Below are 24770 nucleotides of genomic sequence, written 5' to 3' on the forward strand. Positions count from 1 at the left end.
CTGCCGGTTCATCGACGGATATGGCCTCACTGATTCTCTGGCTTGATATGGATCACCGTCAGGCCGACCGGTGAAATCGTGCCGTCACCGCTGATGTTGGTCAGCGACCCCTTGGCGATGACGCGAAACCCGCTCAATTGGTGCATGGCGGTAATGTCGCTTTGCGCCACCAATTCGATTTGCTTGAGGTCATTGACGCGCGTGTAGGTGGCTGACGATGCGCTGGACGCTGGCGAAACACAAACCGGCTTGTCGAGGTTGAGCATCAAGGCGACACGCGTCATTTTCCCGGGCGCCGTCACTTCCTGACGTTTGGCCAAGCCGTTGAGCGTGACTTGGCTCGCGTAATGCAAGCAGCCGTCGTTGTTGATCGTGACTTCGGGTTGTTTGGCGCATCCCGAGATGAGCAATGCCGGCGCGAACGCGGCAAATCCGATTGCACGAATGATCATGGAATTCATTGCGCCTCCCAAACAGTTCGGGTGAGATTCAAGGGGTCGTTGTCGGTACACACCACGTCGTCTTCAATGCGGATGCCGCCATAGGGGCGGAACGCCGCAACCGTGTCCCAATTCACGCTCGGACCCAGGCCGCGATCCTTGAGCTCTTCAAGCAACATGTCGATGAAATAGAGGCCTGGCTCGATCGTCACGACCATGCCGGGCGCGAGATCACGCGTGAGCCGCAAATACGGATGGCCTTCGGGTCTCGCACGCGTACCTCCCTGATCGCTCTCCGCGAAGCCGGCCACATCGTGAACCTGCAGACCGATGCCATGTCCCAAGCCGTGCGGAAAGAATGCATTGCTGACGCCGGTTTCAACCGCCACTTCGGGATCGACGTGAATCAGATCGAAGTCGCGCAGCACTTGCGCGATCGCCAGGTGCGCATCCAGGTGCAAGGCGCGGTAGTCGGTTCCGGCACGGACCTTACCGCACAAACTCCTCTGCACCTGATCCATGGCTTGAATCAGATCCGCGAAAGGGCCTTCTTCCATTGCATAGGTCCGGGTGATGTCGCTGGCATAGCCATTGAAACTTGCACCGGCGTCAATCAGGAAACTGCGCGAGGGCTTGGGCGGCAAGGTATCCAAACCGGTGTAATGCAGCACCGCTGCGTGCTCGTTCAATGCCACGATATTGCGATAGGGCAGATCCACCACATCCTGACGTGCGGCTTGGCAGTACGACAAATGGATGCCGAACTCACTCGAGCCGGCACGGAATGCGCGTTCCGCTGCGCGATGCGCGCGCACCGCCATTCGGGTGGCCTCGCGCATCATTTCAATTTCATACGCGGTCTTGTAGGCACGGTGGAATTCGAGGTATTGGATCACCGGCGCCGGATTGTTGGGCACCATCGGCCAGATGGCACTGTCGGCGTCACCCAGTACCGCACAGCGTGCATTTGAATTCGGCAGCAGTGCGGTCGCTTCAGCGGGGGTCCGGATGATGTCGATGTCGAAATGTTCGACCCAATAGCCCGACGGCGCTTCCGGCACCACATGCCAGTAATCACGCGGCTGCAGGAAAATCAGGCGCGGCTTGTGGCCGGGCGTATACACCAGCCAGCTGCCCGGCGCCTGCGTGACCGGCAGCCAGGCTTTGAATTGCGGGTTGACCGCAAACGGGTAGTCGCGGTCATCAAACAACTGGTACTTGAGTACGCCCGCGGGAATCACCAAGTGGTCAAGTTCGCCGCGCGCCAAAGCGGCGTCGGCTCGGTCGGCCAAGACGGCCAAATGCTCACGGTACAGCGACTTCAATTCAGGCGACATCAATTCGATCCATCCTGCGGGGGAGAGCGCTATTTTCCCCCAAACACCGTTACTCCGGTGTCGTTATCCGGCTCATTGTTCGCGTTGCGGGTTGCATTTTGCCCACGCATCGATCGAACCCACGACTTGGGTATTCATCAAGATGATGCGCAAACCCGTGATATACAAACCGGTGACGCCGTCCGCACGAACCCAGAGCACTTGCGCGGCGCACTCGATGGCGGAACCGAGCTTGCCATCATCGCCGTGGACTTCGTCCAGACGAAAGCGCAATTGGTACAAGGCTTCGAGCTTTAACAGTTGGCTGCCGGACATGCGCAGGCCGTTGGAAGAAAGGTCATGAAGTTGCGCGACGGTGTGACCGGTCATCGTGTCGACCACGTCGGTGCCCGGTGCCACATCGCGGCGCGGGGCCGCCCGATATTCGGATTGCATCACTTAGTTGTCCTCTTGCCCGCCAGCGTGCCGCGCACATTTGCGAGCACGCTGCTGACGCCGCGCATTGCGCGGTTGAAAATCGAAATGTCATCCGGCAATGCGATCCGGACTTGGCCGACCGACATGAGGCGGGCCATGTCGTCCAACGTCATATCCACAATGCGTTGCCCGCGACGATTGACCAGGAGGACACGGTCCGACACCGAGCTGTACCACGACATGCGGCGTCGCTCGAAGTCGCCTTGCTGGTTCAGCACGAAGTCGTACCAAGTGCCAACCGGCATTTCGCGCAAGAGCTCGTAAGCGCTTTGTTCCGCAGTCGTGCGTGGCGCTTTCGTGCCGGCGTTCTTGTCGGCGGTTTCGCCTTCTTCGCCGAAGCGTGCGTGACCGGCGATGCGCGCGGCAATCGCAGTCGGCGAGGCAGAAAATTCACTTCGTGGCGCCAGACGGCCACGCGACAGCAACTCCGCAACGGCATTGGCATCCGACTCGTGGTAGCCGACACGACGTAAGCCCTTCGCCACCGTGATCTCCAGCGCCTTGTCTTCGCGCTTGTCGTTGGCTGTGACGGTTTCAATGATGCGTTCGGTGGTTTCGCGCTGTTGCGTCCAAGCCTCGGAATCCGAGCCACTGCGCAACATGACGAACGACAGTGCGTCCTGCCACGCGGTTCGAATCAGATTCTCGCAGGCGCCGGGAAGTTCGATGCCTTCGATCAGGCTATTGAGGGCTGCCTGGGTTTCGCGGCGGGCAATCAGCAGCCGCTCCTTGCCGCGTGCCGCTTCGATCTGCCGGTGCTCGGCAGCTTCAGCGCGTTTGATTTGCTGCTTTTGCTCCTCGACGAGTTCGTCACTGACCGATTTCAGTATCTCTTCTTCGCCGCGATAGGTGTTCTCGATGCGGGTAACGGCTTTCTCCACCGCACTTTCAAAGAACGGATCGACCCCGCTTTCACCCGCGATGCGCGCATCCGAATCTGCGACGAGTTCCAAAACCTTTCGCCCGGGATGTTCGTCGGCCTCAAAGAAGTTCTGGTCGTCGAGTGCGGCGCGCGCCATCGGTACTTGCAGGCGATCGAGCATGGCTGACATCGGCGAGCCGCTGCGTACTTCGCTCGACAGAGCTTGGAAAAGAAGACCGAACAAATCGAGAATGTCGGCATCTACGCGTGACAGGCCCTTCTCATCACCGTGCTCGTGACGCAGTTCACCCAGCAAGTGTTCACGCAGGTCTTCGATGGAATTGATACCGGCTTGTCGCAGATTCTCGACACTGCCCTTGGTGCGGTCCTGGATTTTGTCGAACGCCCGGTGCACGGCTTGTCGCGGCAGCTCGTCTTCCTGACGTCGGGCAACATGTGACATGGCGTCCATGCCTTTCGCCGCGCGATGCGCAGCCAGCAGCTGGCGCATGCGCATGAAATCGGCTTCACGTCGCAGCGGATGCGCCGGCGTGTCGGTTCCGGCGTCGCGGCCTGCCGTACCACCGATCGCGCGGCTCAGGTAGCTTTCGAACTCGGGTTGCGACAACCAATCCGCCACTGCCATTTTCCTAGCCACTGCGCTGTCCTGATCGCGGCTGCGCGTAGAGGCAGGGCCTTCGGCACCGAAAACCGATTGGCGCAGCGCGCCTTCGGCCTTCCATGCCGGGCTCGCGGAAAGCGGCGCTTCATTGTTCACAGCAAATGCCTTCTTGCGGATCGGCATGTGCGTCAAACCGGGCAGGATCCCTTCATCGCCCAACAACTCGTTCACTTGCTCGATGAAGCTCGGATACAACGGTGCGAGCTCTTCGTGAAAACGCGCCAGCAACTTCGGTGCAGTAAACGCGGTGCCGAAGGTCTCGGGAATCGCATCGGAAAAACGATCGAGCAGATCCTTCGGCCCCAGCGGCACGGTTTCAGGATCCATCGCCGGCATACCGGCCAAAACCCCCATGCGCATCCCGAGCAAGTACACCGACAGCTGTGACGAGGCCAGCACGATGTTGGCATACGTGGATTCTTCGAACGTCGTCTCTTTACCGGACTGCGATTCAAGCGACCAATTCGTCGAGGGCTCGAAACGATTCTCGCGCGTTCTCAACTGCAAAGGATCGGCCTCATGCCGGATGCCGGCGAGCGACGCTTCGATCCCGGCAATGTAATTCGGCAACAGGGATGTCCGATGCGTGATCAGCAGATTGTGGTCGCCGCGATCTTGCATCCATTCATCGGTGCGCGAACCGTTGGTGACATCCCACTCGAATTTTTCAACGGCGCGAAAAACGGCGCCATCGAGCACTTTCCTGACCAAAACCAGGGTCTGTTCAAGTGTGTCTCGCACCCGCGGCGGCAATCCCGCTGCATTGAGGGTTTTTGGCGGCTGTGCGTTGGGTTCGCTTGACATGAATCCGATTGTATGTCGGAAAAACGCCGCGGCGTCCACTCCTCAGATAAACAAGCCGAGCACGTCGTTCAGGAACCGCCGCCCGAGCGGGGTGGGAGTGATCCGCGCCTCGTCGGCTAACAACCAGCCTGTGTCGACGGCCTTCGATAGGGCGGGGGCGATGGCGGTCAAAGGCAGGCCGGTCCGTTTGGTGAACAGCGCGGTCGGAAAGCCGTCTTGCAGGCGAAGCGCGTTGAGCATGAAATCAAACGCCAAACGATCCGCCTTCAGAACCTCGTCGCCACCAATCGCGGCCGCGCTGCCCGCGTGCGCCATCCACATGGCGGGATGTTTGTGCTTCCAGCGGCGCAGGACGTGCTGCTCTGCACCGGAGGTGATCTTTGCGTGCGCACCGGCACCGATGCCGAGGTAATCACCGAATTGCCAATAGTTGAGGTTGTGCCGGCAAGCTTGGCCGGGTTTTGCAAACGCGCTCGTTTCATAGTGCTCGAAGCCGCCCGCCCGCAACATCGCATGACAGGCGTCTTGGATGTCTGCCGCATCGTCGTGCGAGGGCAGGCCTTCGGGCGGGCGCGCGGCGAACGCGGTGTTGGGCTCGAGCGTGAGCTCGTAGTGACTGAGGTGTGTCGGCGAGAACGCCATCGCCCGTTCGACGTCGTGACAGGCCATGGCGGCGTCTTGGTCGGGCAGGGCGCACATGAGGTCGATATTGAAATTCTCGTAGCCGGCGTCGCAGGCGCTGGCAATGGCGCGCTCGACATCGCCGCTCGAGTGAATCCGGCCGAGCCGCTGCAAACAGCCGTCGTCAAAACTTTGCACACCGAAACTCAGGCGGTTCACGCCCGCGGCCAGGTAACCCTTGAACGGGCCGTGTTCGACCGTGCCCGGATTGGTCTCGAGCGTGACCTCGGCTTCCGGCGCGATGCGGATGCGCGCACTCGCACGCTGAAGAAAATCATCGATGAACGCCGGCGCAAACAAGCTCGGCGTGCCGCCGCCGAAGAATATGGTTTGTACGGTCCGGCCCCACACCAGCGGCAAGTCGAACTCGAGGTCGCGAATCAAACCGTCGATGTAGTCGGCGAACGGCGTTTCGCCTTTGGTGCCATGCGAATTGAAATCGCAATAGGGGCACTTCCGAACACACCAAGGCAGGTGGACGTAAAGCGACAGGGGCGGTGGCGTGAGCATGGCGTTGCGTAATCAGGCCGACGGTGCGGTGATACCGCGCGCAGCAAGCGCATCGCGCAGTCGTCGCATCGCCTGACCCCGGTGGCTGAGCAGTTGCTTGCGTTCCGGCGCCATCGCGGCCGCGCTCATGCGTTGCGTCGGATCGAAAAACAAAGGGTCATAGCCGAAGCCTCCATTTCCTTCAGGTGCCGCCAAGATGCGGCCTTCCCACACCCCCTCGGCAAGGACCGGCATCGGGTCGTCGGCGTGTCGCACGAATGCGAGCGCGCACACAAAACGCGCCGTGCGCTCGGCGTCGACGACACCGGCAAGTTTCGCCAAAAGCAGGTTGTTATTGGCAACGGCATCGCCGTGCCCGCCGGCGAACCGCGCGGAGCGGATCCCGGGCGCGCCCTGCAACGCATCCACGCACAGACCCGAGTCATCGGCAATTGCGGGGCAGCCGGTCAGCCCTGCCGCATGACGCGCTTTAATCAACGCGTTTTCAATGAAGCTCAATCCGGTTTCGTCGGCGTCTTCGACGCCCCATTCCGATTGCGCCGTGAAGGCGATGCCGTGCTCGGCGAACAATGACCGGAACTCGGCGAGTTTGCCGGCATTGTTGCTGGCAAGCACCCACTTCATCCCGCCAATGCCGCCTGTTGCGCCGCGAGCAATTCACGGCAGCCTTGTTCGGCGAGTGACAGAAGCGCATTCAACTCGTCGCGCCGGAACGCGTGACCTTCCGCGGTGCCTTGCACTTCGATGAAGCCGCCGCCGTCGTTCATTACGATGTTCATGTCGGTATCGCAATCACTGTCTTCGGCGTAGTCCAAATCAAGGACCGGCATGCCGCGATAAATGCCCACGGAAACCGCGGCCACCGCGCCGTGCAAAGGATTGCGGAGAATGGCTTTCGCGTCGAGCAGGCCTTGGATTGCATCGGCCAGGGCGACATAGGCACCGGTGATGGCCGCCGTGCGTGTGCCGCCGTCCGCTTGCAAGACATCGCAATCAAGCGTGATGGTGCGTTCGCCCAAAGCCGTGCGATCTACACACGCGCGCAAGGCGCGACCGATCAGACGTTGGATTTCCAGCGTGCGACCGCCTTGCTTGCCGCGCGCGGCTTCACGGTCGCTGCGGGTATGCGTGGCGCGCGGCAGCATGCCGTATTCGGCCGTGACCCAGCCTTCGCCTTTGCCGCGCAAAAAGCCGGGAACCCGGTTTTCAACGCTGGCATTGCAAAGAACTTGGGTGTCGCCGAAGCACACCAGCACCGAGCCTTCGGCATGGCGGGTGAAACGACGCGTGATCGAAACGGGACGCATCGCATTGGCACTACGGCCACTCGGGCGTGTCGGATTTTCCATGGGCATCACCTCGAGAAACGGCTTGGAGTTTAACATTTGCAGTCCTCCATCCATTAGTGAGTGGCACGCCCGTGACGATCCGCAGCATGACTGCTTACGCTTCCGCCGAAGCGGCCACCGCCATCGGCTTGGTGACCTGCGAATTACGCGCAGTGAATCACCGGTTCTTGGAAACCGGCGTGCGTCTGCCGGACGATTTGCGAAGTCTCGAACCCGCCCTGCGTGAGCGCATCGCCTCGCGCATTTCCCGCGGCAAGGTGGATCTGATTGTCCGTGTGCGCGATTCCGCCTCCATCGACCGGATGGCCGTGAACGAAGCCATGGTGGAGCGCCTGTCGATGCTGGCCTTGCAGTTGTCGGCGAAATTTCCGGGCATGCGCACGGATTTCGCGCATTTGCTTGAAATGCCGGGCGTCATGAAATCCGCCGAAGTCGATACCGAGCATCTGCATGTGCAGGTCTTGCAATGTTTGGATCAAGCCCTGGATGCATTCGTCGCCGCCCGCGAACGCGAAGGCGCCAGTTTGGCCGCTGCGATCCGCGACCGCGCGGAGCGCATCAAGCTGCACGCCGACGAAGTGCGCACGGCGATTCCGTTGATCCGCATCGCCCAGCGTGACCGGCTCAGCGCACGTCTCACGGAAATGGCGCACAGCGCCGACCCGGGTCGCATCGAACAGGAAATGGTGATTGCGCTGCAGAAACTCGACATCGACGAAGAGCTCGATCGGCTCGACAGTCATTTGGCCGAACTCGGCCGGGTGCTCTCCATGCGCGATCCGGTTGGTCGCCGCCTCGATTTCCTCATGCAGGAGTTCAATCGCGAGGCCAACACCTTGGGATCGAAGTCGGTGGATGTGCGCACCACGAACGCAGCGGTGGAGCTCAAGGTGCTGATCGACCAGATTCGCGAACAAGTGCAGAACATCGAATAAGCTATGGCGATGCGCGGCTCCCTTTTCATCGTTGCGGCCCCGTCGGGCGCCGGCAAATCAAGCTTGGTCAACGCTTTGCTGGCACGGGATCCGGACATCTGCCTGTCGGTGTCTTATACCTCGCGTCCCCCCAGGCCCGGTGAGAAGGACGGCGAGCACTACCACTACGTGGACGAGCTGGAATTCCAACGCATGATCGCCAACGGCGATTTCTTCGAGCATGCTTTGGTTCATGGGGATTGGAAGGGCACCGCCCGCGGCTCAGTCGAACCGCAGCTGGCGCGTGGCTTGGACGTCCTGCTCGAAATCGATTGGCAGGGGGCACGGCAGGTCCGCGACAAGGTTGGCGAAGCGATCGGCATCTTCATCTTGCCGCCTTCGGTCGAGGCCTTGGATCAGCGCATGCGCAAGCGCGCACAGGATTCCGAAGACACCATCGCCAAGCGTTTGGCGGCGGCGCGCGACGAAATGAGTCATTTCGGCGAGTTCGATTACCTCATTGTCAATGAGGATTTCGAGACCGCCCTGGACGAGCTCGCGGCGATCTTCAAAGCCAGTCGCCTGCGCCGGAGCGCACAGATGCTTCGGCACGACCGCTTGATTCGCGGGTTGCTCGCCGAGCCAAACGCGTAAGCCATTGAAAGTAGGCGATTTTTACACGTTGCTATTGCAACCGGGCGCCTCGATCCTTACACTAACAGGTCCATTTCCGAAGAGGGCGGTTTACAGCCGCCGATTGCCCATGGCACGTATCACCGTTGAAGATTGCATGCAGGTCGTAGACAACCGCTTCGATCTGGTCATCATGGCCGCCAAGCGCGCCCGCCAGCTGGCCAAGGGTGTTGAAGCCCGTCTCGACAACAGCGAAAACCAAGACAAGCCGACCGTGCTCGCCTTGCGTGAAATCGCCGACCGCAAGATCGACAACGCCTTCATCAGCCGTGTCGAGAAGGAAGAGAAAGAACGCCGTGACCGCGAAGCGCTCGAGTGGGCTGCTGCCGAAGTGGTCGGTGACGACGACATGGCGCGCGGCGACGACTGATCGCAGCACGTGGTTGGAAAGCGCCCACTCCGGTGGGCGTTTTTGTTTGCGGGCCTTAGGATTGCCCGATTCGCCCTTCGCGGGTTAGGCTCGAAAGATGCATACGCCGATGTCCGAGATCCCTGCCCATCCGCATGACGGCACCGCTGCCGGAGTGCCGGATTATGTGCAGGACTTGGAGCAGATTGCCGCCTATTTGACGGCGCCGGAGCGCGAGACCTTGCGTCGCGCGTGGCGGGTGGGCGCGGCCGCGCATGTCGGTCAAAACCGCAAGTCCGGCGAACCCTACATTACCCATCCGGTCGCGGTGGCGGCGATCTTGGCCGAGCTCGGTCTCGATATCGAAACACTGGTGGCGGCCATTTTGCACGACACCATCGAAGACACACCGGTCACGCGCGTGGAGATTGCGGCGCAATTCGGTGAGTCCGTGGCGGAAATTGTCGAAGGTCTGACCAAGCTCGACAAGCTGAAGTTTCGTGATCGTCAGGAAGCGGCGGCGGAAAGCTTTCGCAAAATGATGTTGGCGATGTCGCGCGACTTGCGCGTCATCCTGATCAAGCTGGCTGATCGACTGCACAACATGCGTACTTTGGGCGCGCAATCCTCCGAAGCGCGGACGCGCATCGCCCGGGAGACCTTGGAAATCTACGCGCCGATCGCGCAACGCCTCGGCATGAACATCATGAAGGCCGAGTTGCAGGATCTCGGCTTCCGTGCCCTGCATCCGTGGCGTTACGCAGCCATTAGCGAACACATCCAGCAGCAGCCCGTCGTGCGCCGCGAAGCCATGGTGCAGGTGGAGGCGCAGCTAGCGCACCGGCTCGCGTCTGAAGGTCTCGCGCATACCTTGGTCGGGCGGGTGAAGTCGCCTTTCAGCATCTACACCAAAATGCGCGCCGAGCAGAAAACGGTCGAGCAGGTGTTGGATGTGTTCGGGTTCCGCGTCATTGTCGAGAATGTCCGCGATTGCTATTACGCGCTCGGTTTGGTGCATTCGGTGTTCAAACCGCTGGATGGCCGGTTCCGTGATTTCGTTGCGATTCCCAAAGCCAACGGTTACCAATCCCTGCACACGGTGTTGTTCGGTCCTTACGGTGCACCGATCGAAGTGCAAATTCGAACGCGCGAAATGGATCGGGTCGCGGAGCGCGGTGTGGCGGCGCATTGGACCTACAAGATCGGCGGCGAAACCAGCGCGCCGTTGAATCGTGCCAATGCATGGATTTCCAGCATGGTCGAATCCGAGCGCAACGCCGGCTCGTCTCTCGAGTTTCTTGAAAACGTCAAAGTCGATCTGTATCCGGACGAGGTCTACGTCTTCACGCCCAAGGGCAAGATTCTTTCGCTCCCACGCAATGCCACCGCATTGGATTTCGCTTACGTGGTGCACACCGACGTGGGCAATCAGGCGGTCACCTCGCGCATCGACGGCAAGTTGGCGCCGCTGCGCACCAAACTGTCGAGTGGACAGACCGTCGACATCGTGACCGCGAAATCCGCTTCACCCAGTACACAGTGGCTCGAGTTCGTGGTGACAGCGAAAGCGCGATCCGCGATTCGCCAGCAATTGAAGCAATTGGAACACGAGGATGCCGTGCGACTCGGTCACCGGATGATCGAGCGCGCCTTCCAAAGTATCGGTATCGGTTTCGACAAGGTCAGCGAAGCGCGATTGAATCGCTGGCTGGCCGACAACCGTTACCCCAGACTCGAAGCCTTGTTGGAAGATGTGGCGCTCGGCAAACGTGTGGCGTCGCGTGTTGCCGGTGAGCTGTTGGCGGATGAGGCGCGGGTGGTCGATCGCCGCCGCCGCGGCTCACCGCAGGAAGCATTGGCGGCATTGGCGGCAGACCACCTCACCTTGAACGGTTCCGAGGGCGGCGTGGTGTCGTTCGCGCAATGCTGCATGCCGATTCCCGGCGACAAAATCATGGGCTACCAAAGTGCGGAGCGCGGCATCGTCGTCCATCAAATCGATTGCGCGAATGTGCCGGAATTCATGCGTCATCCCGAGCGCTGCATTTCAATGAGTTGGGATGAAAAGGTCGAAGGCGAGTACACCACGCGCATTATCGTGATCAGTGACAACCGGCCCGGTGTGCTGGCGCAAATCGCCTCTGTGATTGCGCAAGGCGAGTCGAATATCGCCAATGTCGATTACTTGGAGCGCGATGCGCGCACCGCCACCATTCGTTTTGTGGTGGAAGTGAAGGATACTAACCACCTTGCGGATTTAATTCGACGGATGCGCAGGTTGGAAGCCGTGCACAGCGCCGAACGCGAGTGACCTTACATACACGATCAGGATTCAACATGGCCTTTGACATCATTCAGACCGATCAAGCTCCGGCAGCAATCGGCACCTACTCGCAAGCCGTGCGCGCGGGCAAAACCGTATATATCTCCGGCGCGATTCCGTTGGTGCCTGCCACCGGCGACATCGTCGAGGGCGATTTCGAAGCGCAGGTTCGCGAGGCGTTTGCCAACCTCAAGGCCATTTGCGTGGCAGCGGGCGGTGATCTCGGCAAAGTGGCACGTTTGGGCTTGTATCTGACCGACCTTTCAAATTTCGGCACCTGCAATGCCGTCATGACCGAGCTGTTTTCCGCGCCGTATCCGGCACGATCCACGATCGAAGTCAAAGGCTTGCCGCGCGGTGTCGCCTTCGAAGTCGATGCCGTCATGGTGCTCGACTAAGCGATGCCGCGGCAGGTCAAACCTGCACCCGCCCTGGTTCCACAAGGCGAACGCGCGCTCTCGACCCTGCCGGGCATCGGCCCGGCGATTGCAGGCAAGCTCGCCCGCGTCGGCTTGGTGCAGCTTCGCGACCTGTGGTTTTGGTTGCCACGCAGTTATGAAGATCGCACCCAGCTGACGCCGATTGCGGCATTGCGCAGCTGTGAAGTCGCACAGGTCGAAGGGCGCGTTATTGCGGTTGAAAGCGGGTTTCGCTTTCGAAAAGCTTTGCGCGTGATCATCGAAGACGACGAGGGTCGATCCTTGGCCCTGCGTTTTTTCAACTACCGAAGCCAACAAGTCGCGCAATTTAACGTGGGCGCCAGAGTGCGTTGTCACGGTACGCCGCGCCCGGGCGCGCGCGGCTTCGAGATGATTCATCCGACTTATCGCGTGCTTGCCGATGCCGATGAGGCGCCACTCAGCGAACGGCTGGATCCGGTGTATTCGGTGCCAGACGGCATTACGTCTGCCTCGATGCGGCGCTGGGTGGACCTAGCCCTCAAGCATTTGCCTGCGGACGAAGCAATCGAGTTGCTGCCGGCTGACCGCACAGCGGATTTGCGTTTGCCGGGTCTGCGCGAAGCATTGTTGACTTTGCATCGTCCTCCGGCGGATGTCGATTTGAATGCCTTGCGCAGCGGCATGCATCCAGCGCAACGGCGGATCGCGTTGGAGGAACTGCTTGCGCATCATTTGAGCTTGCGTCGGCGCCGGATGTCCCTGAGGGCGGAGCCGGGCGTTGCGCTAAAAGATGCACAAGGGGCTTTGCAAACATTGCTTGCCGCATTGCCGTTTGAATTGACGTCGGCACAAAAGCGCAGTCTGAAGGCTGTGGTCAAAGACATGTCGACCGATGCGCCGATGATGCGCTTGCTGCAAGGAGATGTGGGCTCCGGCAAAACGGTGATTGCCGCGCTGGCGGCGATGCAGGCCGTCGGTTCGGGGTATCAAGCGGCCATCATGGCGCCCACGGATTTGTTGTCAGAACAGCACTTCAAGAACTTGGACGCTTGGCTAACACCGCTGGGGGTCCGGGTTGTGCGCTTGTCGAGCCGTGTGATTGGCAAGGCGCGGTCAGCCGTGCTCGACGACATTGCCAGTGGTGTCGCGCAGGTTGTTGTCGGGACGCATGCGCTCATGCAAGAGGCCATCGCATTCAAATCTCTGGCGTTGGCGGTCATTGATGAGCAGCATCGCTTCGGCGTCCAACAGCGGCTTGCGCTGCGCGACAAAGGTCTCGGCGCCGGATACGTTCCGCACCAACTGGTGATGACCGCGACGCCGATTCCGCGAACGTTGGCGATGTCGGCCTATGCGGATTTGGATGTATCGGTGATTGATGAATTGCCCCCCGGACGCACGCCGATTCTCACGGTATCGATCGATGAGCGGCGTCGCGAAGAGTTGGTGGCGCGGGTGCGTGCGGCCTGTGCGGAAGGTCGGCAAGCCTATTGGGTCTGCACATTGATCGATGAATCGGACGAGATCGAGGCGCAGGCTGCCGAAGCGACTTTGGCGCGCTTGCAAGCGCTGCTTCCCGAATTGCGCATCGGCCTGGTGCATGGCCGTATTAAACCGAAAGCGCGACAGGAGGCGATGTCGGCTTTCAAGGCCGGTGACCTCGATATTCTGGTCGCAACCACCGTCATCGAGGTGGGCGTCGATGTGCCGAATGCGTCGTTGATGGTGATCGAAAACGCAGAGCGGCTGGGCCTGGCGCAGCTGCACCAGTTGCGTGGACGGGTGGGGCGTGGCAGTGCTGCTTCCACCTGCGTACTGATGTATCAATCACCGGTGGGGCAGATCGCCCGTGCGCGCATCGATACTTTGCGTGAGACCAATGACGGTTTCAAAATCGCCGAGAAAGACATGGAACTTCGCGGGCCGGGCGAACTGCTAGGTACGCGGCAAACCGGATTGGCCAATTTTCGTGTGGCGGATTTGATGCGTGACGTCGATCTGTTGCCGACGGTGCACCGCCTCGCCGAAGAATTGTTGCAGGCCGCGCCGCGCACCGCCGACCAATTGGTCGCGCGGTGGGTGGGCAGTTCCGAGCGTTATGCGTCGGCTTGAGGCGCGCCGCGCTGGGCGCGATTGAAACGCACCGAACTCATCAGCGAGGCTGCGATGAACACGACGCCGAGCAGTCCCGTGATCCACTCGGGAACGTGGTGGACGATGCCCGCCAGCATGATCACGGCCAGCACGCCGATGGCGTAATGCGCACCGTGCTCGAGATACACGTATTGATTGAGCGTGCCACGTTTGACCAGATGGATGGTCATCGAGCGAACGAACATCGCGCCGATGGCAAGACCCAGCATGATGATTACGACATCGCGGGTGATCGCGAATGCGCCGATGACGCCGTCAAAAGAGAACGACGCATCCAGGACTTCCAAGTAGATGAAGGCGGCCACGCCGGTGCGTTTGACCACGGTGACGACGCCGTTGTCGTCGACGTGTTCGGATTCACCGAAGAGGCTCGCGATCAGATCGACGCCCACGTACAAAATGATGCCAGCCATGCCAGCGACAAGAACACTGTGCTGCAGCGTCTCCGGCACGAACCAGCGTGTTGCGAACAGGACGCACAAGGCGACCATGGTCGCGATGCTGTCTAGCTTGCCGAGTTGCGACATCTTGCGTTCGAAACCGCCGAGCCAATGGCGCTCACGCGCGGTGTCGAACAGGAAGTTCAAGAAAACCAACAACAGGAACATCGAACCGAAGGCGGCGATCGACGGGTAGGCCTCATGGAGATGCTGTGAATATTCGGCCGGGCGGCTGAGGGCCATATCAATCACTGACACCAACGGCACGTGCGCCGCCACCGCCACAATCACGATCGGGAAAACCAGTCGCATACCGAACACAGCCACCAAAATACCGACGGTCAGAAACATCCGCCGCCAGAAGGCATCCATGTCGCGCAGAACTCCAGCGTTGACCACGGCGTTGTCGAACGACAGCGAGACTTCCAAAACCCCGAGAACCAGTGCCAGCCACAGGGCGTTGCCGATGCCCATGCCCGTCCGAGTGCCCCACCAGCCCGCAATGGCCAGGCAGATAAAGGTGACAATGAACGACCAGCGAAAATCCTTCATAGGGGCACAAACCTCGGGTTTTCTGAACAGAGCGGGACATTCTCGCATTTCAGGCCCGATCCGGCGGGCGTTTTTCCGAAATACCGTGGGCGGACTTGCACACGGGAGCGAGTGCAGCTATAGTGTGCGGCTCACTCACGTATTACCGGTGCAACATGAAGCCCGAACTCCATCCTGAATACCGCGAAGTCGTTTTCCAAGACATGACTTCCGATTTCAAGTTCCTCACCCGTTCGACCCTTGGCAGCAAGGAAACGGTGAAATGGGAAGACGGCAACGAATACCCGCTGATCAAAGTGGATATCTCGTCGGCCTCGCACCCGTTCTACACCGGTCAGAACAAAATCGTCGACACCAGCGGTCGCATCGACAAGTTCAAGAAGCGCTACGCCAAGTAATCGGCGCGAAGCTGCTGTATCCGGAAAACGGTCGCCACAGGCGGCCGTTTTTTTTTGCCCGGACACGCCGGCTTTCGCACGGCGACCGTACGCTTGCGGGCGCCATCGTGATCGCCGCCATCATGGGCTCGTGCGATAATTGATGCGATGCAATACGGTCGGTTCGGGACAGCCCGCCGACGCCACCCAAAAAGGAGCAATACGTGTCCGATTCGAAGATGGCCGCCCTGAGTGTGGGCGACAAAGCAACCCAGTTGCCGGTGATCGAGCCAGTGCTGGGACAACCCTGCATTGATATCGCCAAGCTGCCGAAGGAGACCGGTCATTTCACCTACGACAATGGATTCACAGCGACAGCTTCCTGCCGCTCTGCGATCACCTATATCGATGGCGACGCCGGTGTCTTGTTGTATCGCGGCTATCCCATCGAGCAATTGGCCGAAAAATCCAGCTTCCTGGAAGTCGCCTATTTGTTGATGAACGGCGAAGTGCCGTCCAAAGACGAATTCGCAAAATTCGAAAGCGAAGTCACCCACCACTCCATGCTCAACGAACGCTTCAAGCAGTTCGTTGAAGGTTTCCATCACGACGCGCACCCGATGGCGATGATGATGGGCATGTTGGGCTCGATGGCGAGCTTCTATCACAACAATCTCGACTACGAAGATCCGGAACAACGTCGTTTGGCGGCGATTCGTCTGATTGCCAAAGTTCCGACTATTGCCGCGTTGTGCTATCGCCATCGCATCGGCTGGCCGAGCGCGTATCCGCGTAACAACCTCGAATATGTGAATCGCTTCCTGCACAACATGTTCGAAGTGCCGAGCGAGCCCTTGGATTTGAATCCTGTTGCGGCCAAGGCCTTGGATCTGCTGTTCATCCTGCACGCCGATCACGAGCAAAACGCTTCCACCTCGACGGTGCGCCTGGTAGGTTCCACCGGTGCCAATCCGTACGCCTGTGTGGCTTCGGGGGTCGCCGCGCTTTGGGGTCCGGCACATGGCGGCGCCAACGAAGCCGTGCTGAAAATGCTCGAAGAAATCGGTACCGCATCAAACGTGCAAAGTGCCGTCGACAAAGCCAAGGACAAGGAATCAGGCTTCCGTCTGATGGGCTTCGGTCACCGCGTTTACAAGAACTTCGATCCGCGCGCGAAGATCATCCGCGAAATGACCTACAAGGTCTTGAACGATCTCGGCGTGCAAGATCCGTTGCTCGACGTTGCCATGAAGCTGGAAGAAGCCGCGTTGAAGGATGATTACTTCGTGCAACGCAAGCTTTACCCGAATGTGGATTTCTACAGCGGCATCATTTACAAGGCATTGAACATCCCGGCGGAAATGTTCACCGTCATGTTCGCGATCGCGCGTACCGCCGGTTGGGTCTCGCATTGGTTGGAACAACAGAACGATCCGGAGAACAAGATCGGACGCCCGCGTCAGGTCTATACCGGCGCCGCGACCCGCGATTTCCCGAATCGCTGATCCGCGTTCAACGTATCAAAGCCCCGCTAAAGCGGGGCTTTTTTTATGGGCAATGGTTAACGCGATTTAATCCGTTGGCATGTTTGCGACAAGGTGCCGCGGACTAGCGTTGACTTCACAGGGCAAGCCCGCCCCCGAGCCGCTACGGAGTCGAACATGCGCAAGACATTTCTTTCCCTCGCAATGTCGGTGATGTCCCTCACCGCCTTCAACGCCTCGGCTGCTTCACAAGTCGCGGCGCCGACCAAAGCAACCAGCGCTTCGAAAGCAGCCGCCACGCGTTGCCGCGGCGACAGCGGTCGATTCATCAAATGCGCACCTAATCCTGTCGCTGCCCACACCTGCCGTGATGCAAAGGGCAAGTTCGCCAGCTGCAAGGCCTGATTTCGCGTTTTCCCCCGCAACACTCCCAACCCCAAAAAAAGGATAGTCCCATGAAGCGTTTCACTTCCATCGGAGCACTCGCATTGGTCGCCGTTTCCGGTTTCGCCATGGCCGCCCCGGCGACCGCGCCGGCCGCCGCCGCAGCACCGACCACCAAGGCCGCCGCGCCCGCCAAAGCAAAGGTTCAACGCTCGGCACATCGCGCCGCCAAGAAGGCAAGCGTTGCGAAGACGTCGGCCGCCAAATAAGCCGCTCGCAAACTGAAGGATTGGACAACTGCCGGCATCGCCGGCAGTTGTTTTTGCGTCTTGTGCGCTAACGTCGCCTGACGGAGGTTCCATGCGCATTTTGTTGGTCGAAGACGACCGTGCCACGGCGAAGTTCATCGTCAACGGGCTGACGGAAGAAGGGCATTTGGTCGAGCACGCTGATTGCGGGCGCGACGGATTGTTCCTTGGCATGACCGAACCTTTCGACCTCCTCATTTTGGATCGCATGCTGCCCGATCCTGACGGACTGGCGATCTTGAAGGCGTTGCGTGCGGCGGGACACACCACCCCCGCACTGGTGCTCAGTGCCTTGGGTGATGTCGAACACCGTGTCGAAGGCTTGCGAACCGGCGCCGATGACTACATGTGCAAGCCGTTCGCATTCTCGGAACTGAGCGCGCGCGTGGCCGGACTGCTTCGTCGTGGCACGGGCGGTGCGGTGCAGGCAGTCGCCACCAAATTGGTGGTGGATACACTCGAGTTGGACTTGTTGAAACACACCGCCAAACGCGGTGTCCGCAGCATTGCGCTGCAGCCTCGCGAGTTCAAACTCTTGGAACAATTGATGCGACACGCCGGTGAGGTGGTCACGCGGACGATGTTGTTGGAATTGGTCTGGGATTATCACTTCGACCCGCAAACGAATGTCATCGATGTGCACGTGAGCAAACTTCGACAGAAAGTCGAAGCCGACGGTGAGCGGCCCCTGATTCATACCATTCGTGGCGTCGGCTACCGGTTGGGCGAATGAACTTTCTGCGTCCGTTTTCCACCAGTGCGCGCCTGACACTGTTGATTGCCAGCACATACCTATTGTTGCTCTTCGTGCTCGGCGCCGGCGTGTATTACAAAGTCTCCGCACAGCTTGAGGACGACACGCGAAATTTCGTGATGGCAGATGCGCAGGAACTGCGGTCGATTCATGCGTTGAACGGCGATGCCGTGTTCTTGCGTGAGGTGGATTCGCGCAGTGCGGATCCCGAAGACAGCGACATGTTCTATTCGGTATTGGATGCGCGCGGCGTGACACTGGCCGGACAAACTTATCCGCTGCCGGGCGTTCCGGCGGCAAAGCGCTGGCTCAGTTTCAGATTGACGGATGCGGGGCGGACACGGGTCATTGCGCGGACTTTCAGATTGGGCGGCATGACCCTGATTTCAGGGATGCAAACCCGCGCGGAGGACGGGTTCTTGCAGGCGATGTTACGTGCAGCCTGGATGAGCTTGGTGTTGGCCGCCGCGTTGAGCGTCCTGACGGCTTGGCTCATATCCAAATGGATGAATCTCCGCCTGATGCGCTTGAGCGATACCGCAGGCCTCGTTGCATCCGGACAAATCGGACGACGCGTGGATGTCGACCACTCCGGAGACGCCTTCGACCGGATGGGTGTCGAGATCAATCACATGCTGGATCGCATCGAAGAGTTGATCGGTGGTGTCAGGCAAGTCAGCGACCAAATCGCGCATGATTTGCGCACGCCGCTGACGCACCTGCGCAACGACCTGGTCGAATTGAAGATGGACATCGCGCACGGACGTCTGGACGCGCACGGCGTGGATCGCTCGATTGCCAAGACCGATCAATTGCTGGCTACCTTTTCCGCCATTCTCCGCGTTTCCAAGCTCGAGTCGGAACCATTGCCACCGCGTCTGGCCACCTTGGATCTAGCCACGTTGTGCGCCGATGCCGCAGAACTCTACCAGCCCGTGGCACAGGAAAAAGGCATCACGATCGACCTTTCGCTCGCGTCGGCAACAATCCAGGGCGAACGCGATCAACTGTTCCAAATGGTGGTCAACTTGTTGGACAACGCGATCAAGTATTCACCCGTGGGCAGTCGGGTGCTCGTCTTGACGCAAAGCGAAGGTGCCGGCGCGCGTGTCCGCGTCATGGATGCCGGCGTGGGTATTCCAGTGTCAGACCGTCAGCGTGTGTTCAATCGATTCGAACGACTCGAGACCCACCGGGGAACACCGGGCAACGGCTTGGGCTTGAGCTTGGTTCGTGCCATCGTGATGCGCCATGGTGGCACGATCGCATTGAATGACGCACACCCGGGTTTGTGTGTCGACATCAGCCTTCCAGCAATGCCGACACCTGCTTGAGACTTGCGCGCGCCATGGGTTTTTCCGTGACGGGCGACAGGGGCGCTTGACGAATGTAGTCGCGCGGCAAGACCGCGATATCAAAATCGATGCCGTCCACCGTTAGCAGTCGAACGTCGACATCGACTGTCCTGACGCGATCGAGCTTGAGTTTGCGCACGCGCTGTAAGGCCTTGATACCGGCGCGCTGCAAGAAGTCGTCAAACTCGAAGATCGCGTCGACGAACACGTGCAATTGCACTGCGGTGCGTGCATCGGCTGTTCCATCCAGCACCGCGCCCGTCAATCTCGGGTCGAAGGCTTGCAATGAGTTCATCGCCTCGACGGCAGCTTGGCGCAACCGCAGCACGTGTTGTGATTGATCATCGCCGGAGAACAAGCGTTGGTAGGCGCGCAGTGCCTCTTCGATTTCGCTATTGCGAGGTAGGCAGGCTTCGTCGTGAATGCCGAGCAGCATGGCCGCCTTGCGTTTGGCGAGCTGGAAATCCCGGATGCCGCTTTGCGACATCCAACGCGCGGCTTCGTGGGCAACGCGATGACGACGCTCGCGCGCACGTGCGCCAGAATGTTGTCGTGCCTGATGCATGGCGACATCCCCGGTGGATTACGCTTTGACTGTAACCCACGGAGATGAAAATTGCCTGCAGACGCGGCCTAGAAGATGTCGTAGGTCTCTTCGGTCGGTGCCGCTTCTTCCGCGCTTTGTTCCGCTTTGGGCGCCTGCGAATAATCGATGTAATCCTCGATCACGTCTTGGTCTTCTTCTTTGATCCATTCGCCGTTTTTGATCTGCACCATGCCTGATGGCGGTTCGACCGGGCTGTCCGGCACACCCTTCAGGGCCGTTCCCATGTAGTCGATCCAGATCGGCAAAGCGGCCTTGCCGCCGTATTCGCCATAGCCGAGCGTTTTGTCGTCGTCGCGGCCGACCCAAACCACCGTCACCAAGTTTCCACCGAATCCGGTGAACCAAGCATCCCGGTGATCATTGGTCGACCCGGTCTTGCCGCCGACATCCTCGCGATTGAGGCTGCGCGCGGCGGTCGCCGTGCCGCGTTTCACAACGTCACGCATCATTGAGTTCAACTGATAGGCAACGCGCTCGTCAATGGCACGCGGCGCGACGATCGCCCCGGCCGGCAGCGCTGCGGCTTTGGCGGCGGGTTTGCTCGGTGCGTCTTTGGCGACCGCCTTGGCGGGTTGCGGCGCACCGCCAAGATTGAATCCGTCCACCACGTCAGGTGCTGCGGGCGCGGCGTTCGCCGCGGTGGCCGTGCTCGACGCCCCGGTGCAGCCGCGGCAGGCGAGCGCCGGATTCTCTTTGAATATCGTCTTGCCGTCGCTATCGACCACCGTGTCGATAAACCACACATTGACGCGGAAGCCGCCGTTGGCGAATGCCGCGTAGCCGCGTGCTACGTCGATCGGGCGCAGGGTTGCCGCGCCGAGCGACATCGACAGATTGCGCGGCAGTTCTTTCTCATCAAAGCCGAAGTGCGAAATGTAGCGGCGCGCATAGTCCACACCGATGGCGTCCAACAAACGGACTGACACCAGATTCTTCGAGCGGACCAACGCTTCACGCAAGGCGATGGGGCCGGAGAAGCCGCCGCCGTCATTTTGCGGGCGCCAGACGTGATTGGCGCGGTCGCGGAATACGACCGGCGCGTCCAGCACGATGGAAGTCGGGTTGTAACCCTTTTCAAACGACGCCGCATATAAGAAGGGTTTGAAGCTGGAGCCTGGCTGGCGACGTGCTTGCGTCGCGCGGTTGAACGGCGTGCCGTTGAAGCTGAAACCACCGATCAAGGCTTTCAGGGCGCCGTTCATGGGGTCGATCGAGATCAGCGACGCTTGGGCCTTCGGCAGTTGGTCCAACACCCAGGTTTTGTCTTTGGTTTCGCGCACACGCGCCACATCGCCGCGTTTGAACAGGCTGGCGGGCGTGCGGCCGGGCCAGGATGCAGCCATGGAGGCGGGCAGATCCACCGCATTACCGTCGGCATCGACGGCTTTCATCCCGTCGTTGCCCGACGGTCCGGTAACGATCACGGCGCGCAATCCCGATTGGGTCGGGAACGCATTCAATTTCGCCGCGATCACTTCATTCGAGGCATTCGCCGGCAGATCGAAGTGTTTTTCCGCCCCGCGCCAGCCATGACGATGATCATAGGCGCGCAATCCTTGGCGCACGGCAAGTTCGGCGGCCAATTGCTTATCCGGGTCGATGGTTGTGGTGACGCGATAGCCTTTCTCCAACGCGTCTTTGCCGTAGCGTTGCAGCATCTCTTGGCGAACCATTTCCGCCACGTAAGGGGCATAGACCTCAATCTCACGTTGATGCCGACCGGCATGCATGGGCTCGCGGGCTGCGGCATCGGCTTCCGCCTGGCTCACGTAGCCGAACTGGACCATTCTCGGCAGGATGTAGTTGTTACGGCGATCCTCGTTCCGTTCGGGATTCGCCAGCGGATTAGCGGTTGTCGGGAATTTCGGCGTGCCGACCAGCGTGGTCAACTCACCCAGAGTCAATTGTTCGAGCTTCTTGCCGTAGTAGTACTCGGCCGCCGCCGCGATGCCGTAATTGCGATTGCCGAAGAAGCTCTTGTTCAAGTAAAGCTCGAGTATTTCATCCTTGCTCAAGTTGGCTTCGATTTTCCGGGCCAGCAGGATTTGCGAGAACTTGGCACTGTAATCACGCGCTTGGTTCTCTTGATAGAACTGCTTGGCGACCTGCATGGTGATGGTGGAGCCGCCGGGCACGCGCTTGTCATCGGTCGTGGCCAAAAGATAGACCGCCCGGAACAACCCTTTGAAGTCCACGCCGCCATGGTGGTAGAAGTCGGCGTCTTCCGCCGCGATAAAGGCGTTCTTGACCTGCTCCGGCACGTTCTTGATATCGACCGGGTAGCGGCGTCCTTCCCCGAACAGGCCCATCAGGCGACCGTCGGCCGCGTACACGGTCAGCGGTTCTTGCAGTTCCACATTCTTCAGTTCGGACACGTCGGGCAGCTTGCTGCTCACGCGCCAGTAAAGGATGCCGGCGGCCAAAACGCCGAGGAGAAAGAGGATCAGGCCGGCCAGCAGGCCGAAACGGAGGACGCGGGGGATCGAGGGCATCGGAAAGCTACGCAAATGCTGTCAGCTGGCAAGTATATAGACCCGCGTCTGATCCCGATGAGACGTTGCCGCGTCTGGAACGGATCAAAAAAGTTAAAGTAAAGTCTTGCATTCCCGTGAAAAGTTCGTTATTTAACTGATCTAAAGGTCCGTGAACGGGTCCACCAGCACTCCAAAGGGGGAGGCCGAAGTGGGGTTTATTCGAAAGTCGAGCGCGCCGCTTGTCGGCGTGGATATCAGCAGCACGGCCGTAAAGCTGTTGCAGCTGTCCAGGAGCGGCACCGGCTATCGCGTGGAAAACTACGCGGTTGAGCCCTTGCCGGCGAACGCCGTAGTTGAAAAGTCCCTCGCGGATATCGATGCGGTCGGACAAGCCATTCGCCGCGCCGCCGAACGTGCGGGCATCAAGACCAAAGGCGCCGCCGCCGCTGTTCCGGGCTCCAGCGTGATCAGCCGGGTGATCCCCATGGCCGCCAACCTCAGTGAAGAGGACATGGAAGCCCAGGTGGAAGTCGAGGCCGGCAACTATGTGCCTTACCCGATGGAAGAAGTGAATTACGACTTCGAAGTCCTCGGTCCGATGCCGAACGCCCCTGATTCGGTACAGGTGCTGCTGGTCGCATCGCGCTCCGAAAACGTCGAAGCCCGACAGGCAGCCCTTGAAATGGGCGGTCTGGAGGCGAAATTGGTCGATGTCGAAGCATTTGCCATCGAAAACGCATTCAGCTTGATCGTTCCGCAGCTGACGGCAAAAAAAGACGGCTTGGTGGCGCTGGTGGATATCGGCGCGTCAATGACCACCATCAATGTGTTGCAACAAGGTCGCAGCCAATATCTGCGCGAGCAGCAATTCGGCGGTAAGCAATTGACCGACGAAATCATGCGCCGCTACGGCTTGAGCTATGAAGAAGCCGGCCGTGCCAAGCGTTTGGGCGGACTGCCGGACACCTATGAAGTGGAAGTGCTGGAGCCCTTCAAGGATTCACTGGCACAGCAAGTAGGTCGTTTGCTCCAGTTCTACTATGCGAGCAGCCAATACAACCGTGTGGACCAAATCGTGGTGGCCGGCGGCTGTGCCTCCATCCCGGGCATCGCCCAGGTCATTGAAGAAAACCTCGGCGTGCCCACCATCGTCGCGAACCCGCTTGCACAAATGACCTTGGATCGTCGCGTGCAGGCGAATGCATTGGCACTGGACGCCCCGGCTTTGATGATTGCCTGCGGCCTCGCGATGAGGAGCTTCGACTAATGGCAAAAATCAATCTATTGCCGTGGCGCGCAGAGCGCCAACGCCAGCGTCAGAAAGAATTCCAATTGATGATGGGCGGTGCCGCCGTCATCGGCTTGGTCTTGTCCGGTCTCTGGTATTTGTACAACGTCAATCAGATCAGCGGGCAAACAGAGCGCAACACCTATCTCGAAGCTGAAATTGTCAAAATCGACAAGGAAATCGAAGAGATCAAGACGCTGAACCAAAAGCGTGACGATCTCTTGGCGCGCAAGACCGCGGTTGAGAAACTGCAAGCCAACCGTTTCCAAATGGTGCATTTATTTGATGCGATCGTTCGCACCTTGCCGGAAGGCGTGGTGTTGACCTCGATCAAACAGGAAGGCGAAATCCTCACCTTGGACGGCCGCTCGCAATCCAATGCGCGCGTCGCCACTTACATGCGCAATCTTGAAAGCTCGGGTTGGATGACCAATCCGCAGGTGAATGTGATCGAAGTCGGTGGTGCACCGGCTAACGGGACGATCACCAGCAGCGAAAACCTGATGCCCTATCTGTTCACGCTGAAAGTGAACTTGGCCAACCCGAATGCGCCGCGTGATCCCAATGCGGAACCGACGCCGGACCCGATTCCTGTGCAAATGACCCAGCAGCCCGCCGCCAGCGTGACGCCGGTTGTCCAAAACACAGTAGACAAGATGACGTCGACGCAACCGGCACCTCCGGCTCAACCCGGTGCACCGGCAACCGCGCCGGCGCCGCAACCGGCATCGGCGCCGCAAGTTGCGCCGAACCAAACTCCGGGGAAATAAG

Annotated in this window: 24 protein-coding genes; 14 read left to right on the forward strand and 10 right to left on the reverse strand. The window is 59.8% G+C overall.

Annotated features, from left to right (window positions below; translation table 11 throughout):
* Positions 1–26: 26 nt before the first annotated feature.
* The 7 genes from H8L67_RS02255 to rph all read right to left on the reverse strand — a co-directional run bounded on the left by H8L67_RS02255 (position 27) and on the right by rph (position 7142).
* The gene (locus H8L67_RS02255) at positions 27–452 is read right to left on the reverse strand and encodes a hypothetical protein (protein WP_220380171.1); all 426 of its coding nucleotides are present in this window, start codon (positions 450–452) and stop codon (positions 27–29) included.
* A gap of 5 nt (positions 453–457) precedes the next feature.
* Positions 458–1777, reverse strand: coding sequence for a Xaa-Pro dipeptidase (gene pepQ / locus H8L67_RS02260; protein ID WP_220380172.1), 1320 nt, complete (start codon positions 1775–1777; stop codon positions 458–460).
* A 72-nt stretch (positions 1778–1849) separates the two neighbouring features.
* A complete protein-coding gene (locus tag H8L67_RS02265; RefSeq protein WP_255556055.1) occupies positions 1850–2212 on the reverse strand; it encodes a PilZ domain-containing protein in 363 nt (120 codons plus the stop codon).
* Complete coding sequence (locus tag H8L67_RS02270; protein WP_220380174.1) at positions 2212–4602, reverse strand: DUF1631 family protein; 2391 nt, start codon at positions 4600–4602, stop codon at positions 2212–2214. Before H8L67_RS02270 ends, H8L67_RS02265 begins: the two co-directional genes overlap by 1 nt.
* Before the next feature lie 42 nt (positions 4603–4644).
* Complete coding sequence (hemW, locus tag H8L67_RS02275; RefSeq protein ID WP_220380175.1) at positions 4645–5793, reverse strand: radical SAM family heme chaperone HemW; 1149 nt, start codon at positions 5791–5793, stop codon at positions 4645–4647.
* A 12-nt stretch (positions 5794–5805) separates the two neighbouring features.
* The gene (gene rdgB, locus H8L67_RS02280) at positions 5806–6417 is read right to left on the reverse strand and encodes an RdgB/HAM1 family non-canonical purine NTP pyrophosphatase (protein ID WP_220380176.1); all 612 of its coding nucleotides are present in this window, start codon (positions 6415–6417) and stop codon (positions 5806–5808) included.
* A complete protein-coding gene (rph, locus tag H8L67_RS02285) occupies positions 6414–7142 on the reverse strand; it encodes a ribonuclease PH (RefSeq protein ID WP_220380177.1) in 729 nt (242 codons plus the stop codon). The genes rdgB and rph overlap by 4 nt, the downstream gene beginning before the upstream one ends.
* Positions 7143–7228: 86 nt before the next feature.
* Between rph and H8L67_RS02290 the strand changes: the two genes are divergently transcribed.
* The 6 genes from H8L67_RS02290 (at position 7229) to recG (ending at position 13934) form a co-directional block, all read left to right on the forward strand.
* The gene (locus H8L67_RS02290; protein WP_220380178.1) at positions 7229–8077 is read left to right on the forward strand and encodes a YicC/YloC family endoribonuclease; all 849 of its coding nucleotides are present in this window, start codon (positions 7229–7231) and stop codon (positions 8075–8077) included.
* A gap of 9 nt (positions 8078–8086) precedes the next feature.
* Positions 8087–8710, forward strand: a complete 624-nt coding sequence (gene gmk / locus H8L67_RS02295; RefSeq protein ID WP_220380179.1) for a guanylate kinase — start codon at positions 8087–8089, stop codon at positions 8708–8710.
* 109 nt (positions 8711–8819) lie between these two features.
* Positions 8820–9119: a DNA-directed RNA polymerase subunit omega gene (gene rpoZ / locus H8L67_RS02300; RefSeq protein ID WP_166295041.1), complete on the forward strand. Its 300-nt coding sequence runs from the start codon at positions 8820–8822 to the stop codon at positions 9117–9119.
* A gap of 97 nt (positions 9120–9216) precedes the next feature.
* Entirely contained in the window at positions 9217–11409 is a 2193-nt protein-coding gene (locus H8L67_RS02305; protein ID WP_220380180.1) for a RelA/SpoT family protein, read from the forward strand.
* 26 nt (positions 11410–11435) lie between these two features.
* A complete protein-coding gene (locus tag H8L67_RS02310; protein WP_220380181.1) occupies positions 11436–11819 on the forward strand; it encodes a Rid family detoxifying hydrolase in 384 nt (127 codons plus the stop codon).
* Between the two features lie 3 nt (positions 11820–11822).
* The gene (gene recG / locus H8L67_RS02315) at positions 11823–13934 is read left to right on the forward strand and encodes an ATP-dependent DNA helicase RecG (protein ID WP_220380182.1); all 2112 of its coding nucleotides are present in this window, start codon (positions 11823–11825) and stop codon (positions 13932–13934) included.
* On the opposite strand, the gene H8L67_RS02320 is transcribed toward recG, so the two are convergent.
* Positions 13919–14968, reverse strand: coding sequence for a DUF475 domain-containing protein (locus tag H8L67_RS02320; RefSeq protein WP_220380183.1), 1050 nt, complete (start codon positions 14966–14968; stop codon positions 13919–13921). The genes recG and H8L67_RS02320 overlap by 16 nt on opposite strands.
* A 155-nt stretch (positions 14969–15123) precedes the next feature.
* On the opposite strand from H8L67_RS02320, the gene H8L67_RS02325 reads away from it, so the two are divergent.
* From H8L67_RS02325 to H8L67_RS02350, 6 genes are all read left to right on the forward strand, one after another.
* Positions 15124–15366, forward strand: coding sequence for a type B 50S ribosomal protein L31 (locus H8L67_RS02325; RefSeq protein WP_220380184.1), 243 nt, complete (start codon positions 15124–15126; stop codon positions 15364–15366).
* Between the two features lie 218 nt (positions 15367–15584).
* Positions 15585–16850 (forward strand): citrate synthase, encoded by a 1266-nt coding sequence (locus tag H8L67_RS02330; protein ID WP_220380700.1) that lies wholly within the window; start codon positions 15585–15587, stop codon positions 16848–16850.
* Between the two features lie 156 nt (positions 16851–17006).
* Positions 17007–17234 carry a hypothetical protein gene (locus tag H8L67_RS02335; protein ID WP_220380185.1) on the forward strand — a complete coding sequence of 76 codons (228 nt, stop codon included), beginning with the start codon at positions 17007–17009 and terminating at the stop codon, positions 17232–17234.
* A gap of 50 nt (positions 17235–17284) precedes the next feature.
* Positions 17285–17482, forward strand: coding sequence for a hypothetical protein (locus H8L67_RS02340; RefSeq protein WP_220380186.1), 198 nt, complete (start codon positions 17285–17287; stop codon positions 17480–17482).
* Positions 17483–17573: 91 nt separating this feature from the next.
* Positions 17574–18254 carry a winged helix-turn-helix domain-containing protein gene (locus H8L67_RS02345; RefSeq protein WP_220380187.1) on the forward strand — a complete coding sequence of 227 codons (681 nt, stop codon included), beginning with the start codon at positions 17574–17576 and terminating at the stop codon, positions 18252–18254.
* Complete coding sequence (locus tag H8L67_RS02350; protein ID WP_220380188.1) at positions 18251–19609, forward strand: HAMP domain-containing sensor histidine kinase; 1359 nt, start codon at positions 18251–18253, stop codon at positions 19607–19609. Before H8L67_RS02345 ends, H8L67_RS02350 begins: the two co-directional genes overlap by 4 nt.
* Here H8L67_RS02350 and H8L67_RS02355 read toward each other — a convergent pair.
* Positions 19578–20195 carry a hypothetical protein gene (locus H8L67_RS02355; RefSeq protein WP_220380189.1) on the reverse strand — a complete coding sequence of 206 codons (618 nt, stop codon included), beginning with the start codon at positions 20193–20195 and terminating at the stop codon, positions 19578–19580. The two genes, H8L67_RS02350 and H8L67_RS02355, sit on opposite strands and share 32 nt — an antisense overlap.
* Before the next feature lie 68 nt (positions 20196–20263).
* A complete protein-coding gene (locus H8L67_RS02360; protein ID WP_220380190.1) occupies positions 20264–22729 on the reverse strand; it encodes a penicillin-binding protein 1A in 2466 nt (821 codons plus the stop codon).
* Between the two features lie 190 nt (positions 22730–22919).
* Between H8L67_RS02360 and H8L67_RS02365 the strand changes: the two genes are divergently transcribed.
* Both H8L67_RS02365 and H8L67_RS02370 read left to right on the forward strand, forming a co-directional pair.
* Positions 22920–23978 (forward strand): pilus assembly protein PilM, encoded by a 1059-nt coding sequence (locus H8L67_RS02365; protein ID WP_220380191.1) that lies wholly within the window; start codon positions 22920–22922, stop codon positions 23976–23978.
* A complete protein-coding gene (locus H8L67_RS02370) occupies positions 23978–24769 on the forward strand; it encodes a PilN domain-containing protein (protein ID WP_220380192.1) in 792 nt (263 codons plus the stop codon). The genes H8L67_RS02365 and H8L67_RS02370 overlap by 1 nt, the downstream gene beginning before the upstream one ends.
* Position 24770: the final 1 nt, after the last annotated feature.

The organism is Lysobacter soyae (genome assembly GCF_019551435.1).
Lineage (GTDB): Bacteria > Pseudomonadota > Gammaproteobacteria > Xanthomonadales > Xanthomonadaceae > Solilutibacter > Solilutibacter soyae.

Coding starts and splice junctions, on each gene's coding strand:
- H8L67_RS02290 (WP_220380178.1), top strand. CDS start 7,229: ATGACTGCTTACGCTTCCGCCGAAGCGGCCACCGCCATCGGCTTGGTG.
- H8L67_RS02340 (WP_220380186.1), top strand. CDS start 17,285: ATGAAGCGTTTCACTTCCATCGGAGCACTCGCATTGGTCGCCGTTTCC.
- H8L67_RS02255 (WP_220380171.1), bottom strand. CDS start 452: ATGATCATTCGTGCAATCGGATTTGCCGCGTTCGCGCCGGCATTGCTC.
- H8L67_RS02370 (WP_220380192.1), top strand. CDS start 23,978: ATGGCAAAAATCAATCTATTGCCGTGGCGCGCAGAGCGCCAACGCCAG.
- H8L67_RS02330 (WP_220380700.1), top strand. CDS start 15,585: ATGGCCGCCCTGAGTGTGGGCGACAAAGCAACCCAGTTGCCGGTGATC.
- H8L67_RS02355 (WP_220380189.1), bottom strand. CDS start 20,195: ATGCATCAGGCACGACAACATTCTGGCGCACGTGCGCGCGAGCGTCGT.
- H8L67_RS02320 (WP_220380183.1), bottom strand. CDS start 14,968: ATGAAGGATTTTCGCTGGTCGTTCATTGTCACCTTTATCTGCCTGGCC.
- H8L67_RS02265 (WP_255556055.1), bottom strand. CDS start 2,212: ATGCAATCCGAATATCGGGCGGCCCCGCGCCGCGATGTGGCACCGGGC.
- rpoZ (WP_166295041.1), top strand. CDS start 8,820: ATGGCACGTATCACCGTTGAAGATTGCATGCAGGTCGTAGACAACCGC.
- H8L67_RS02345 (WP_220380187.1), top strand. CDS start 17,574: ATGCGCATTTTGTTGGTCGAAGACGACCGTGCCACGGCGAAGTTCATC.
- rdgB (WP_220380176.1), bottom strand. CDS start 6,417: ATGAAGTGGGTGCTTGCCAGCAACAATGCCGGCAAACTCGCCGAGTTC.
- recG (WP_220380182.1), top strand. CDS start 11,823: ATGCCGCGGCAGGTCAAACCTGCACCCGCCCTGGTTCCACAAGGCGAA.
- H8L67_RS02310 (WP_220380181.1), top strand. CDS start 11,436: ATGGCCTTTGACATCATTCAGACCGATCAAGCTCCGGCAGCAATCGGC.
- H8L67_RS02360 (WP_220380190.1), bottom strand. CDS start 22,729: ATGCCCTCGATCCCCCGCGTCCTCCGTTTCGGCCTGCTGGCCGGCCTG.
- rph (WP_220380177.1), bottom strand. CDS start 7,142: ATGGAAAATCCGACACGCCCGAGTGGCCGTAGTGCCAATGCGATGCGT.
- H8L67_RS02270 (WP_220380174.1), bottom strand. CDS start 4,602: ATGTCAAGCGAACCCAACGCACAGCCGCCAAAAACCCTCAATGCAGCG.
- H8L67_RS02325 (WP_220380184.1), top strand. CDS start 15,124: ATGAAGCCCGAACTCCATCCTGAATACCGCGAAGTCGTTTTCCAAGAC.
- H8L67_RS02335 (WP_220380185.1), top strand. CDS start 17,007: ATGCGCAAGACATTTCTTTCCCTCGCAATGTCGGTGATGTCCCTCACC.
- H8L67_RS02305 (WP_220380180.1), top strand. CDS start 9,217: ATGCATACGCCGATGTCCGAGATCCCTGCCCATCCGCATGACGGCACC.
- hemW (WP_220380175.1), bottom strand. CDS start 5,793: ATGCTCACGCCACCGCCCCTGTCGCTTTACGTCCACCTGCCTTGGTGT.
- gmk (WP_220380179.1), top strand. CDS start 8,087: ATGCGCGGCTCCCTTTTCATCGTTGCGGCCCCGTCGGGCGCCGGCAAA.
- pepQ (WP_220380172.1), bottom strand. CDS start 1,777: ATGTCGCCTGAATTGAAGTCGCTGTACCGTGAGCATTTGGCCGTCTTG.
- H8L67_RS02350 (WP_220380188.1), top strand. CDS start 18,251: ATGAACTTTCTGCGTCCGTTTTCCACCAGTGCGCGCCTGACACTGTTG.